This is a genomic window from Vreelandella venusta (genome assembly GCF_007989605.1).
GTDB classification, from domain to species: Bacteria; Pseudomonadota; Gammaproteobacteria; order Pseudomonadales; family Halomonadaceae; genus Vreelandella; species Vreelandella venusta.
The window spans coordinates 54191-67092 of record NZ_BJUL01000012.1 but is presented as its reverse complement, the minus strand read 5'-3'; the positions used below and the strand labels follow the sequence as shown (position 1 = coordinate 67092).

The following is a 12902-nucleotide window of genomic DNA, read 5'->3' as shown; positions in this document are numbered from 1 at the left end:
GCCTCTGTTAGTTAACTGTCTTTGACGAAAAGGTAGCCTTTGCTCCGCACTGTTTTGATTCGGTGCGGTTGGTTAGGGTCGTCGCCTACTTTGGGGCGAATACGCGAAACCCGCACGTCAATCGAACGATCCTGTCCATCGTATTTAATGCCACGCAGCTCATTAAAAATTTCTTCTCGGGTTAATACACGCCCTGCGTTGCTCGCCAACAGCCACAGCAGATCAAACTCTGCGCTAGTGAGATCTATACGCTCACCGGAAAGCCAGGCCTCACGCGTTGCGTTATCTATCTCTAGATTTTCGAAGCGCAGGCGCATCTCACCACCCGGCGCTGGTGCATCGGCACGACGCAGTAGCGCACGCATACGCGCAAGAAGTACACGGGGTTGAACCGGCTTTGGCACATAGTCATCGGCCCCCATTTCCAAACCCAGTACCTGATCAAGGTCATCTGTGCGGGCCGTTAACATCATAATAGGACCAGCAAAGTTAGGCCTAACACGACGGCAAATAGCCAAACCATCCTCGCCCGGCAACATTAAGTCCAAAATCACCAAGTCAGGCTGAAGTGTTAAAATACGATCCACGCCCTTTGCACCATCTGCCTCTAGCGTTACTTGAAAGCCATTTGCCTCCAGGTAGTCGCGGGTCAGCTCTGCCAAGCGCTGGTCATCTTCAATAATCAGCACGTGATCTTGATCGGGATAGCCAAGTGTGGCGGCGTCTTGAGTCCCAAGCGCCTGAAATTGCTGTTCCAAGTGGTCTACCATCCTTTATATTCACTCCGCTTAGGCAGTTTGTGTAATCACCCGCTCACCCTATGTAACCGCAGGTTGCAATATCTTCCAGGATACCTCAAAACCGTTCAAACGCCTGCCTTCTTACCTCTTTCCCATATTCCGAGTACTGGTTTGCCTGCTAGTCACCTTGATTCTCACACCGCCAAACGCTAGTGTAGCTTTGCTAGCTGTCGACAATTTGACAGAAGGAGGACATTATGGGAAACAGCAAAACTAAAAGTGTTATTAAACGCGTTTACGTACCCGCTCAAGTGCGTGATCTACCGAATGGAGAGAAGCTGACCATTCCTGGACATTATAAAGCGCCGCCTAGCGAGTAACACGGCTTGTGTACTTAGCCACTGAGCACTCAGTACGCTAACCTAAACAGCTAGGTTACCAAAAAGGCAGGTTTGAACACTGCCTGCCTTTTTTCACCAGACAATTACTTGTTGGCCAGACTCTTCAGCAAGATCTACTCCGCAGGCAGGCTCAACACCATTTCCCCAGCGCGTATTTCAATCACCAATAAGTTAAGAAAACTCATGCCAAGCAGTACGGTATCGTTTTCCATACCAGGGCTTATAGACCCTTGCACGCCCTTCATACGTATATTGCCCAACACAACCTCATCTAGCTTTGTTAGCGCGCCCTCTGCACGACCATTCGCGGTATTAAACCAAGCGCTGCGCCCCGGCTCTAGCCCCAACTCACTAGCTAAATTGCGCGGTACTGCAACATAAGTCGCTCCTGTATCTAATAAAAAGGTCACCGGCTTTCCGTTAATTTCCCCAGGTGCTTCAAAATGACCAGCACGATTTCGTGTCAAACTGACAGGCCCATCATCGGCGGAGGTGTACATCACATGGGCATTCGGCGTCATGACCTTCGCGAAACCACCATCTAATAGCCATGTGCCAGCAGCCAATAGCAGCACCCAAAAGAGTAGCACTGTGACGATACCACCTCGTTGCATAGCGAGGGTTTTCATACGCCACCTCCAAACTAAGCGCTCCTTTTCCAGGCAAGTGCAGCCTCACGTCCACGCTGCTCATTCACGCCAGCGCATATCAACATCGCGATAACAAACAGCGCTACACATAATAGGATAGACGCTTGCAAACCAATTAACGTTTGCAAAATGCCCAGCATGACAATGCCGAACACGCCAGCCAATTTATTAGCGAGCCCCCAGAAGCCAAAAAACTCAGCAGACTTCTCCAGTGGTGAAAAAACGCCGACCAACGCTCGGCTAGCTGATTGGCTAGACCCCAGACTAAGACCTGCCAAGCAACCGACCACCAAAAAAACGTACTGTGCTTGCCACTGCACGGCGTAATGGCTGTTAACCCAGCCAGTCAGCTCCGGCGTCGCCCATATCGATACAATAGCAATGACCCACAGCGCTAGTGTCATTTGATATGTGCGCTTGGCACCCAATTTATCTTGTAAAAAACCAAATCCCAGCGCGCCTGCCGCTGCCGTTATTTGCACAATAATAAACATAATATTGCGCACGCTCTCTTCCCAACCAATCACCTGAGCGCCATAAATAAATGCAAACGCAATAATGATATAGACACCTGCCATTGAGAATAACAGTGACACTAAAAAGACCGTTAAGTCTTTAAAGTAGCGCAGCTCAGTAAATGTTGAGCGAACGCGTTGTAACGCAATCCGGCGATAGGAAACAGCATGGGGTTGAGGCACACCGCGCTCTTTCATCCATAGGAAGGTGGGAAGCGCCGCTACTAAGAAAAAGCCAGCCGCAAAAGGACCTACCCAACGTATGCGCTCAAAGTTATCGGCCGTCGCCTCCCCTAGCACCACTAGCGTAAACCCAGCAGCAAAGAGGCCGCCAATATAGCCAAGTGCCCAGCCAAACCCAGAGATCTTACCCAGTGCATTAGGCGGGCCTAGCTCCGGTAAAAAGGCGGCAATAAACGACTCGCCCATCGAATAAGCATAGTTTGAAAGTATAATTAACAGCAGTCCCGCGACTACGTAACCAGGCTCGACAAAGTAAAGCATGGCAGTTGTCGCCACCGTTGCGAGATAGCTGATAAATAAAAAGCGCTTTTTTTCTGCTCGATAATCCATCACTGCACCGCAGAGTGGAGCAGTTAATACGACCATGAGATAGCTCAACGCTAGCGCGAGGCTCCACAAGAAATTGGCTAGGCGAAAGCCATCGCCTCGATCACCTACGATTACCGTTGTGAACAGTTCTCCAAACACGACTGTGATAATGAGCAAGGTGTAAGCCTGGTTGGCAAAGTCAAACATTGCCCAACCAAATATTTCACGTCGCGATGCGTAGGTGGGAGCAACCTTGGCGGGGTTAGCAGACAGCATGCTGGCTCTCTCAAAAAAGTGTGTAGTAGCGTCATTGCCCTATTAACGACAGCTAATTCATGACGATCATAGGGCAGGTGATTATTCAAAACAGCGGCGTCACCGCGGATGGGGCCTTGAAAAGCAAACGCCCGGCATAGCCGAGCGCGACACACTGATCATGGTTGCTTTTGCCATCTTTAGCGTTGCGATTCATAGCAACCAGTGCGCTACCACAGCCGTGATCCCTACCACCATCGCCGTAATAACAGCAACGGTGACAAGACGATCTAACCAGCGGTCAAAAACCTCCCTTTTGGGCTGTTTTCGCGTGGCACCGTGGTGTCCTTGCCGGGCCATCAGCACGCTTTATCCATGTGTGCATTCCCCATAAATCAGCGAATAATTTAACTATTAATGCGGCGATTGACGACACTTGGAGCACGGCGCAGGCGCTCTTCCTCGCCTAACTGTTCGGCTTCAAATGCATCAGCACCAACCGGCGTTTCCCCGTGGCGACGATATAGCTGCGTGAGCATCGCCTTGCGGTCAGCACGCAGCTCACGAACCAGCACGACAACCATCATATACAAAATAAAAGTAAACGGTAATGCCGAAAGCACCGCCGCTGACTGCAGGCCAGAAAGCCCACCCGCCACAATCAGTGTTAAACAAATGGCGGCGATCAATACTCCCCAGATAATACGCTTATAAAGTGGCGGATTGATGGAGCCATTGTCGGTCATTTGCGCCACGATGTAGGAAGCAGAATCTGCAGACGTCACCAGGAAAATAAAGATGAGCAACATAGCGACGACCGATAATGCACCGGTAAAGGGCATCAGCTCAAACATCTCGAACAACGCCACAGTAATATTGGCTTCAGTGGCGGCCGCTAATCCTGCATCGCTGCTCGACATTTCCAAATTAAGTGCAGCACCGCCAAAAACACCTATCCATAAACAGGCTAATAGAGGCGGCACAAACAATACACCAAAGACATACTCTTTAATCGTGCGGCCGCGGGAAACACGCGCTACAAAGGTGCCCACAAACGGCGACCAGGCAATGACCCATGCCCAGTAAAATATGGTCCAACTACTCGCCCATTGATTATCGCTATAGGGCGAAATACGTAGGCTCATGCCGATAAAGTTTTGCAGGTAATCGCCAAGCCCCAGGGTAATAGTCTCTAAAATTGCAATAGTCGGGCCGGTAATTAATACATACAGCATCAAGCCAATACATAAAATCATGTTTATGTTCGATAACCGTTTAATACCTTTATCCAAGCCTGACCATGTCGATGCCATGTAAGCACAGAACATGACAAATAGAATAATAAACTGCCAAAAGCCATTTTCCGGCAAACCAAATACTGCATTAAGGCCACCGTTCATTTGCAGCACACCTAAGCCAAGCGAGGTAGCAACCCCCATAACGGTGGCGACCACGGCAAAAACATCCAGCCAGGATGCGTAAGGACGAACGCGGGGATGTTTGGCGGTCACCGAAGAGAGCACGGAAGACACCAGCCCTGCTTGCCCTTTGCGAAATTGAAAGTAGGCAATAATCAAGCCCACAACAGAAAATGCCGCCCACTGATGGATACCCCAGTTAAAGTAACTGTATTGGATTGCATAGCGCGCAGCAGCGTCTGTTTCAGCAGGCACGTCACCATAAGGCGGATTGATATAGTGCGTCATTGGTTCCGCCATACCGTAGAACACCAGCCCAACGCCGAATCCAGCTGCCAGCAGCATGCTAATCCACGAGAAAAAACTGTAGCTGGGCGTACTATCCTGAGGGCCAAGGCGTACTTTTCCATACTTACTCAATGCTAAGCCAACCAGAAAAACCACAAAGCCAAACACTGAAAACAAATAGAACCAGCCGAACAATTCCGTAATTGAGGTGAGCGCCGCCTGGGCTGCATTACCAAAGCCTTCTGGGAATGCAGCGCCAATAACAACCAAGCCGAATATAATCACCGCAGAGGCGACAAATACCGACTTACCGCCATGATTTGCCATATAACCATCCTGTTAAATGAGCATTGTGTATAACAGCGTAATAATGTACTGATAAATGCAGGCTTTTTGAAATATATAACTAAACATTAAACAGCATGGCCTTTAAACTAACATATGCGTATAGAATTTCTTCGCGGCGTCAATCAAGAAATGTTAGTCCAGACCAGGAACTTGATACCCAGCCTGTGTTCCAATGAAACGCATATGAACGATGGAGGCTTTCATGCCGCAAATGAATCGTGATCAACGCAATGCCGCGTGGCAAGCTGCTAACCAGTGGCGTGCTCGGGCAGCTCAGACCCAGCCAACTGGTCTAATGGGCAGCATTAAACTGTTACTGACGTGGCTAGCGTTTGGTGCGCTGATGATCGTCGGTGTTGTACTAGGACTTTTTTTCCTGCTCATTGGCTGGGCAATGATGCCCTTTGTCCGCCATAAAATGAAAAAGCGCATGGAGCAGATGCGCGCTGACAACGCTCAAGACGTTGGTGGCGGCTATGCTTACAGCGACACCTCCACGAGCCAGCACGATGCAATAGAAGGTAGTTACGAAGTTAAAGACGACCACCACCGGTCCTAACCAGTCGCCCACTAACGCCGCTGTTAAAGCGGCGCTTGAATCCAGGCGAACGCTGCTGCTAACGTCAGCGGCATTACGATTAAGCTCCCTAAATTGCCGATGAGCACCAACGAAGCGACCTTCTGCGGCGCCAGTTTATACTGCTCGGCCACTAAGTAATTCAATACCGCTGGCGGCAGTGCTGCAAATACCAGTAGCACAGCTGTCTGTAGCGGATTCAATGGTAGTAACCACATGAGTGGTAGTGCGATCACTAAGCCAGAAAGTGGGCAGAGGAGCGCGCCCAACAAACCCGTTCGCCAGTCATTAAAATCAATTTCCAGCAACCGAACACCTAATGCAAAGAGCATCAGTGGAATACAGATTCCCCCTAACATATGCATTGCTTCTAGCAGCCAGCTCGGCAACGGTACATCTCCCACGTTTATGACTAGCCCTGCTAGGCTCGCCGCTACAATGGGCATTCGCAATAGTCGCCAAAGTGACGTGCGTGGGTCCAACATATAAAGACCTACTGAGAAATGCAGCAGCATTTCAACAATAAACACGACCACTGCAGCCGGTAGGGCTTCTGGCCCAAAGGCGAGCACCAATAGCGGCACTCCCATATTGCCAGAGTTATTGAACATCATCGGTGGCAAGAACACTTTTGTGTCCAGAGACAGCCATTTAGCGATCGGCCAAAGCACAACACCAGACCCTAGCACCACGGCCACCGCCGCAGTGGCAAGCCACGCATAGTCTGCTAACGGCGCTTGGCGATCAGCCAACACGGCAAATACCAGCAGGGGAACAAATAGCTCCATATTAAGCGTGTTAAGGCTGCGAATATCAGGGTTTCGGTAACGCCCGTAAACCGCACCACAGCCAGCAATTAAGAACACCGGTAACAGCGTTGCGAGAATATGACCGATCATACGCCCTCCGCCGAGCGGCGGGCGCAGAGACAAACTGTTGCATACATAGGGAGCTTTTCCTTATTGTTATCAAGCTATCTTCCCTATCGATGCTACTTAAAAACGCTCACTTCGCCAATCAGGGTTCAAGAAAACGCTGCCAAAGTGCAATAACCACATCGCGATGGGCCTTGAACGCCTGTGCATCCACGACGGTTTTCTCACCGGTTAACGCCGCACGATGGGTACGGCTACGATAAGCGAGGTACGCTTCCCGCAACTGCTCCGCTTCTGACTCGCTAATATGACCACACTTGGCGAGGGTTTCTAAAATGCGGATATTATCGCTATACGTGATTAATGCAGGCGTGTCATGGGCGAGCGATAGCACCGCGTATTGGCAAAGAAACTCAATATCGACCATGCCACCCACATCGTGCTTCAGACTGAATACCTCCCCGTCCGCACTATCTGATGGCCCTTTAGAGCTCTGTCCTTTAGAACCAAGGTGATCACGCATTTTATGACGCATGCTGACAACGTCGTCTCTTAAGGCTTGCGGGTCACGCTCGCGACACAGCATCTCGCCACGGATCGCATCAAATTTACTCGCCAGCGCATGACTACCGGCGACAACGCGCGCGCGCACCAGCGCCTGATGCTCCCAGGTCCAGGCATTTTGGCGCTGATAATCCGCAAAAGCATCTAAAGAGGTCACCAACAAACCCGCATTGCCTGAAGGCCGAAGGCGCATATCAACCTCGTAGAGGCTGCCAGCAGGCGTTATTGCGGTTAAAAGATGAATAATGCGCTGACCTAGACGGGTAAAAAAGACCGCTGTATCGATTGGCCGGGCACCATCGGTAGTGCCTTTCCCGTCACTATCATGAAGGAACACCAAGTCCAAATCAGAACCATAACCAAGTTCGATGCCCCCAAGCTTGCCGTATCCCACAATCAAAAACGCTGGTTCTCGTGGATTAAGTCCTTCTGGCACGCCATGTTTTCGCGTGACATGTTTCCAAGCCATCGCTAGCACGGCATCCAGAATGACTTCAGCGATATACGTTAAGTAGTCGCTTACCTTCATCAAGTGGCGTGTTCCAGCAATATCCGACGCTGCGACGTGCAGCATCTGTGCATGCTTAAACACGCGAAGCGCTTCCAACTGCGCCTCATCATCATCTTCTGGCAGTCTGCTTAAGGTCTGGCGTAACTCATCGGCAAGTCGTGATTTATCAGCGGGGGTGTAAAGCGTATCCGGTGTTAGTAACTCATCAAGCAGTATCGGGTAACGCGCAAGCTGCTCTGCAATCCAGTGACTGGCCGAGCACAGCTTCATTAAGTGCTCAAGCGCCTGGGGATTTTCACGCAGCAGCGCAAGGTAAGCGGTTCGCCTAAGCACCGACTCGATCAACGGCTGGACACCATTAAGCGCGTTATCCGGCAATTCACTTTCAGCAACGGCAACCAGTAGTAGCGGCATCAGTGCATCTAGCCGTTCAAAGCCGATACGCTGCATGCTTTGCACTTGGCGGGAATGGTAAAGACTCTGCAGTCGTTTAAGTGCTTTCCCTGGTTCTATAAAACCAGCCTCAGTAAGCAGTGCTTCCGCTTCTTCCTGCTCTAGCTCGCCGCGCCACAGTAACCGCCACTGAGACAGGCCAAGGTTATCGTCGCAACTCTCTGTATCGCTATCCTCTTCTGGGTCGGCGATCACCGCATCAAAGTGCTGGCGAACGCGTTCGCGCACTTCCTCCAGCCGCGCGATGAGTCCAGGCCAATCGTCATGCCCCAAGGCAAACGCGACCCGCTCCCGATCTTCATCGTCAACGGGCAGCATTTGGGTTTGACGATCTTCTAGTGCCTGAATCACGTGTTCCATGTCGCGAAGATACGCATAGTCGGGTAGCAAGTCATCGACAACTGCTTGGGGCAACAGTCCTAGTTCAGGCAGTCGTTGAAGGGCGGTCTTGAGTGAAGTCACTTGAAGCTCGGTATCACGTCCACCGCGAATCAACTGAAATGCCTGGACAACGAACTCAACCTCCCGGATTCCACCGGGCCCTAGCTTGATGTTGCTTTGCATGCCCTTGCGCTTTACCTCGCGATTGATCATCGCCTTGAGCTCACGCAGCGACTCAATCGCACCAAAATCCAGGTAGCGGCGGTAAACAAACGGCCTGAGACTTGCGAGCAGTTCATGCCCACCATCTATGTCTCCTGCAACGGGGCGCGCTTTGAGCATGGCATAACGCTCCCACTCACGGCCCTGATCCTGGTAGTAACTGGAGAGCATCGAGAAACTGCCCACCAGAGGGCCACCATCACCCAGTGGGCGCAGCCGCATATCAACGCGAAATACGAAACCGTCGGCCGTCATGGCATCTAAAGCGGCAATCAGTTTCTGACCTAGTTTGGTGAAGTACTCTTGGTGCTCAAGGGATTTGCGCCCGCCTTCGGTTTCACCTTTTTCAGGGAAGGCGAAGATCAGGTCAATATCTGAGGAAAGATTCAGCTCACCCGCGCCGAGTTTACCCATACCCAGCACCACCAACCGCTGGGATGAGCCATCTCTGCGGGCCGCAGGCAATCCCCAGCGCGGGGCGTAAAAACGCTCAAGCCAGCTTAGCGCGGCCTCAAGACAGACTTCCGCCAGCCACGAAACTGCCTGAGCAGTGTCCCACATGGTGTAGCCATCAGGACGATTAAGATCGCGCCACACAATCCCGAGCATGCGGGCACGGCGAAAACGGCGAATAGCGCGATGCATTGCCTCTTCATCATCGGCATTTTCCAGCACTTCATCTAACCAACTCGCTTGCGACTCCTTGCTTGCTGTCGCATCCAGCTCGCCAGCCACATCTAGATCAATCAGCCAGTGCGGAAAGCGTGCCAAGGTATCTAGGGCAAAGCTTGAAACAGTTATCACGTTGGCTAACGCTTCACGGCGCGTATCAGAAAGTGCCTCCCAACTACTGGAAGGCAACGACTGTTGGGTCATTGAAGCAAGATTATCTGCTTGGCTAAGTGCTTCACTTAAGCGCTGCCAGGCTCGCTGTGCGGCAGGCTTAAGCGCTGTTGGCAGCCCAGTTTGGGGTAAAAACGCGCCGTCTAACTGCATAACCACCTCTCTGCCAAGCGTCTATTATGTTTGTTGATAAAGCGAATCGCTGTATGAGCTGAATAAAATCAATTTAGCCTACTAGTTTTTGCCAGCCTAACAGCCCCCAGGTTAAACCTGCCATGATCAATGACAGCATAACCGCCGCCGAGCCAATATCTTTAGCCCGCCCTGAAAGCTCATGATGCTCGGTGCCAATACGGTCAACGACGTTCTCTATAGCACTATTAAGCAGTTCCACAATCAGCACAAGGCACAGGCTGCCGACCAGCAGCAACCAACTAATAGGCCCTTCTCCAATCCACCAAGCCAGCGGTAGCAACACCGCTGTAATCCCCACTTCTTGGCGAAACGCAGCTTCATTTCTAAAAGCGGCCTTTAGCCCCTTCCATGAATAGCGCGTTGAGTGCATTAAATGGGTTAACCCCGTATGTCCTGGCTTCATGCCTGTTGCCTCGGCGGTAAGATTAAGATTAATTAGCCAATATCATCGCTTCTAAATCCAGCGACAGCGGATCTAACACTTCCGGCCAGCTAAGATAAGGCGTACTGCCAGTGCCGTTAACTAGCACGCTAAAAACGCCCCAGCGCCCCTGAGCGGTACGGAAGTAGCCCGCCAAGGCGCGAACAGCAAATGGCTGATTGAGTGTGCCTGTTTTCAACATGACATTATTTTGAAACGTTGGAGAACCACGGCGAATAAAGCGCATAACCCCATTGGCTGGCGACTGAAAAGAGGCGACAAAACTGGGGAACAAGGCGCTCTGGTGGAACATATCCTCTAACATCACATTGACGCCGTGAGCGGAGGTACGGTTATCAGTCGTCAGCCCGCTGCCGCTGTGTAACGTTAACGGCCCGTGTCCCGATAAGCTGTTCACATAGGCTTCTATCGCTTCCCCCGCTTGGCGCAGTTGCGCTTGTGGCGTTTCCACCAAGTTCAGCGCCAGCACATCAGCCATGTAATTATTGGAGTAGTTCATTGTTCGCAGCAGTAGCTCCTGCAGCGGTTTGCTGTCAACGGCTGCCAAACGCTGTGCACTGCTGGGCGGACGCGTTGAGCTAACCCGCCAGGTATCTCGCACACTGATACCTGCCTGATTTAGCATGCTTAACAATACTTGCGCCGTTTTTTCTGCCGCATCACCAGCGCCACGGTAAACATCACGAGCCGCGGCATTGGTTGAAATTTGTCCGGTAAGGCGCAGAACATCCCCGCGCTCATCGGTAATCCGCTCAGCACTAATGTCAGTGCCACTATTAGCCGGGCGCGTGATAACTTGGTTATCAATCACAATTAACGGCGTGGGGCTATCGCACAAGCCAACGCGAGCAGGCTCGCCCGCTGCTGCAGCGGGGGCTATATTGGCGCACCAGCTACCAAAGTTGACACCTGCCGAGGTGAGCGGCGCACTGTAAGCATTGGTGACTCGGGTACGCGCATTACAGCGGTCCGTGGTAATACACTCAACAGGGCCAAAGCGCCACTGACTAACCACCAGTGCGCCATCCACCTCGCGTACACCAGCTAACTGCAGACGCTGCACTAACCGCCAAAGGTCTTCAGTTGTGAGGCCCGGATCGCCTCCACCTTCAAATACCAAGTCGCCACTTAATACACCATTTTCCACACTACCGGTGCTGACAAGTTGGCTAGTAAAGCGATGCTGAGGCCCAAAACGATTGAGCGCCGCAGCAGACATATAGGCTTTGGTGACAGACGCTGGCGACAACTGACGCTCAGGATTCAGACTACCCAGCAATGCATTACTGCCAGCATCCCCATCCAGTAAGCGTGCTTCAGCGCTAATTGAGAAGCCTTTGCTTTCCAACTGCCCCAACTGGCTGAAATCGGCATACAGTGCAGGGCTTGCGCACATAGCGGCACCTACCACGGTTGTCATCAACGCCCGATGCCAGCGGCGTAGGGATGATTTAACCGCATGATTGAACGCTGAGAATGCCACCGTAGAATAGCTAACTTCTGAACACTTAATATCTGAAGACCCAATATTTGAAGACCTAGTATTTGAAAACCTAGCATTTGAAAACCTAGTATCTGAGCACGTCACGCTTACTTTCCTCAATGCACGTTCATTTTTGAAAAGACTTGAAGTATGACTACCCCAGCCACGATTAAACTAATGCCGATGACGGCAGGTAAATCAGGTTTCTCACCGAAAACTACAATGCCAACCAGCGTGACCAACACGATACCCAGACCTGCCCAGATGGCATAAGCAATACCAACCGGCAATGTCCGCAACACCAAGCTCAACAGATAAAATGCCACACCGTAGCCCACAACAACCATGATGCTTGGAAGTGGTCGAGTGAACCCCACCGAAGACTTGAGGGCGCTTGTAGCGATAACTTCGGCAACAATCGCCAACACTAGATATACAAACGTCATGCCCGCTCCAATTCGATCTGTAACTGCCAAAGCGGCTGGCCGCTTTGATCATACTTTGCTTCAAATGGCGTTAAATAGCTGCCGTTAGGCGCCAACGCGGCAATCGTTGCCTGCTTTCCCGTTGCTAGAGCAATTGCCAGAGCAAACTCTTCAACATACAGCTGCCAATTGGAGCGAACTTCTAAATGCCCTCCAAGGGCTAGCAGTGTGGGGAAAACAGGATGCCCATGCCAGCGCATTTTTAAATGCGCAGCTTTTGGATAAGGATTGGGGTAAAGCAGAAAATGCCGCTCGGGTGCCCACTCCGCCTGTTCAGCTAGTCGCCAGAAATCGACAAGGTCAGCCCGCACCAACCGTGCATTAGTAGGCAATTCACCATGGTCTCGGCTTAACCGATCTTCGCTTCGATCGACGCCGATCACTGCGTGTGCTGGAAACTGTTCTGCCAAACGGCGTGTCGAAAGCCCTACACCGCAGCCGGCATCGAGAATTAACGGCGCTTGCTGCTTTTGAAGCCACGCATGCGCGCCTTCAAAAGCCTGTTGCGTATGCGCAGCGATTGGCTTTCGCAGTGGGTTTTCCAAGGCACGTGCTACCCGGCGCGCCACATCGTGATGCGGGCCAGGTTGGTTGGAAACCACGGGTCGTGAAGTATGCTGCATGCCATTCCCTGCTTAAAAAAAACGTGATTCTATCAGTCTACCGCGCACGCGGCATGACGCCGTTGCACGCCCGGTGCTATG

At 51.6% G+C, this 12902-nt stretch carries 12 protein-coding genes; 2 read left to right on the top strand and 10 right to left on the bottom strand.

Going from position 1 to position 12902, the window contains the following annotated elements:
• Positions 1 to 11: 11 nt before the first annotated feature.
• Positions 12 to 770 carry a winged helix-turn-helix domain-containing protein gene (locus HVE01_RS14095; RefSeq protein ID WP_125751438.1) on the bottom strand — a complete coding sequence of 253 codons (759 nt, stop codon included), beginning with the start codon at positions 768 to 770 and terminating at the stop codon, positions 12 to 14.
• Positions 771 to 997: 227 nt separating this feature from the next.
• On the opposite strand from HVE01_RS14095, the gene HVE01_RS20135 reads away from it, so the two are divergent.
• On the top strand, positions 998 to 1120 hold the full coding sequence (locus HVE01_RS20135; RefSeq protein WP_268763070.1) for a hypothetical protein: 123 nt from the start codon (positions 998 to 1000) through the stop codon (positions 1118 to 1120).
• A 134-nt stretch (positions 1121 to 1254) separates the two neighbouring features.
• Here HVE01_RS20135 and HVE01_RS14090 read toward each other — a convergent pair whose 3' ends face one another.
• The 3 genes from HVE01_RS14090 to HVE01_RS14080 form a co-directional block, all read right to left on the bottom strand.
• Positions 1255 to 1770, bottom strand: coding sequence for a retropepsin-like aspartic protease family protein (locus tag HVE01_RS14090; RefSeq protein ID WP_146944826.1), 516 nt, complete (start codon positions 1768 to 1770; stop codon positions 1255 to 1257).
• Between the two features lie 14 nt (positions 1771 to 1784).
• Positions 1785 to 3134, bottom strand: a complete 1350-nt coding sequence (locus tag HVE01_RS14085; protein ID WP_125751445.1) for an MFS transporter — start codon at positions 3132 to 3134, stop codon at positions 1785 to 1787.
• 386 nt (positions 3135 to 3520) lie between these two features.
• A complete protein-coding gene (locus tag HVE01_RS14080) occupies positions 3521 to 5146 on the bottom strand; it encodes a BCCT family transporter (protein ID WP_125751448.1) in 1626 nt (541 codons plus the stop codon).
• Positions 5147 to 5369: 223 nt separating this feature from the next.
• On the opposite strand from HVE01_RS14080, the gene HVE01_RS14075 reads away from it, so the two are divergent.
• Positions 5370 to 5726, top strand: a complete 357-nt coding sequence (locus tag HVE01_RS14075; protein WP_089039809.1) for an FxsA family protein — start codon at positions 5370 to 5372, stop codon at positions 5724 to 5726.
• Positions 5727 to 5749: 23 nt separating this feature from the next.
• Here the strand turns inward: HVE01_RS14075 and HVE01_RS14070 are convergent, their stop codons facing one another.
• The 6 genes from HVE01_RS14070 to trmB all read right to left on the bottom strand — a co-directional run bounded on the left by HVE01_RS14070 (position 5750) and on the right by trmB (position 12821).
• On the bottom strand, positions 5750 to 6643 hold the full coding sequence (locus HVE01_RS14070) for an AEC family transporter (RefSeq protein ID WP_125751451.1): 894 nt from the start codon (positions 6641 to 6643) through the stop codon (positions 5750 to 5752).
• Between the two features lie 118 nt (positions 6644 to 6761).
• The gene (gene glnE, locus HVE01_RS14065) at positions 6762 to 9746 is read right to left on the bottom strand and encodes a bifunctional [glutamate--ammonia ligase]-adenylyl-L-tyrosine phosphorylase/[glutamate--ammonia-ligase] adenylyltransferase (RefSeq protein WP_146944824.1); all 2985 of its coding nucleotides are present in this window, start codon (positions 9744 to 9746) and stop codon (positions 6762 to 6764) included.
• A 73-nt stretch (positions 9747 to 9819) separates the two neighbouring features.
• Positions 9820 to 10191 (bottom strand): diacylglycerol kinase, encoded by a 372-nt coding sequence (locus HVE01_RS14060; RefSeq protein WP_038478183.1) that lies wholly within the window; start codon positions 10189 to 10191, stop codon positions 9820 to 9822.
• 28 nt (positions 10192 to 10219) lie between these two features.
• Positions 10220 to 11650 (bottom strand): D-alanyl-D-alanine carboxypeptidase/D-alanyl-D-alanine endopeptidase, encoded by a 1431-nt coding sequence (gene dacB, locus HVE01_RS14055; protein WP_146944822.1) that lies wholly within the window; start codon positions 11648 to 11650, stop codon positions 10220 to 10222.
• A gap of 179 nt (positions 11651 to 11829) precedes the next feature.
• Entirely contained in the window at positions 11830 to 12159 is a 330-nt protein-coding gene (locus HVE01_RS14050; RefSeq protein ID WP_125751456.1) for a DMT family transporter, read from the bottom strand.
• A complete protein-coding gene (trmB, locus tag HVE01_RS14045; protein ID WP_146944820.1) occupies positions 12156 to 12821 on the bottom strand; it encodes a tRNA (guanine(46)-N(7))-methyltransferase TrmB in 666 nt (221 codons plus the stop codon). The genes HVE01_RS14050 and trmB overlap by 4 nt, the downstream gene beginning before the upstream one ends.
• Positions 12822 to 12902: the final 81 nt, after the last annotated feature.

Bases quoted from the DNA above. Each gene is read 5' to 3' on its own strand.
- HVE01_RS14095 (WP_125751438.1), bottom strand. From the start codon at position 770: ATGGTAGACCACTTGGAACAGCAATTTCAGGCGCTTGGGACTCAAGAC.
- HVE01_RS20135 (WP_268763070.1), top strand. From the start codon at position 998: ATGGGAAACAGCAAAACTAAAAGTGTTATTAAACGCGTTTACGTACCC.
- HVE01_RS14090 (WP_146944826.1), bottom strand. From the start codon at position 1,770: ATGAAAACCCTCGCTATGCAACGAGGTGGTATCGTCACAGTGCTACTC.
- HVE01_RS14085 (WP_125751445.1), bottom strand. From the start codon at position 3,134: ATGCTGTCTGCTAACCCCGCCAAGGTTGCTCCCACCTACGCATCGCGA.
- HVE01_RS14080 (WP_125751448.1), bottom strand. From the start codon at position 5,146: ATGGCAAATCATGGCGGTAAGTCGGTATTTGTCGCCTCTGCGGTGATT.
- HVE01_RS14075 (WP_089039809.1), top strand. From the start codon at position 5,370: ATGCCGCAAATGAATCGTGATCAACGCAATGCCGCGTGGCAAGCTGCT.
- HVE01_RS14070 (WP_125751451.1), bottom strand. From the start codon at position 6,643: ATGATCGGTCATATTCTCGCAACGCTGTTACCGGTGTTCTTAATTGCT.
- glnE (WP_146944824.1), bottom strand. From the start codon at position 9,746: ATGCAGTTAGACGGCGCGTTTTTACCCCAAACTGGGCTGCCAACAGCG.
- HVE01_RS14060 (WP_038478183.1), bottom strand. From the start codon at position 10,191: ATGAAGCCAGGACATACGGGGTTAACCCATTTAATGCACTCAACGCGC.
- dacB (WP_146944822.1), bottom strand. From the start codon at position 11,650: ATGACAACCGTGGTAGGTGCCGCTATGTGCGCAAGCCCTGCACTGTAT.
- HVE01_RS14050 (WP_125751456.1), bottom strand. From the start codon at position 12,159: ATGACGTTTGTATATCTAGTGTTGGCGATTGTTGCCGAAGTTATCGCT.
- trmB (WP_146944820.1), bottom strand. From the start codon at position 12,821: ATGCAGCATACTTCACGACCCGTGGTTTCCAACCAACCTGGCCCGCAT.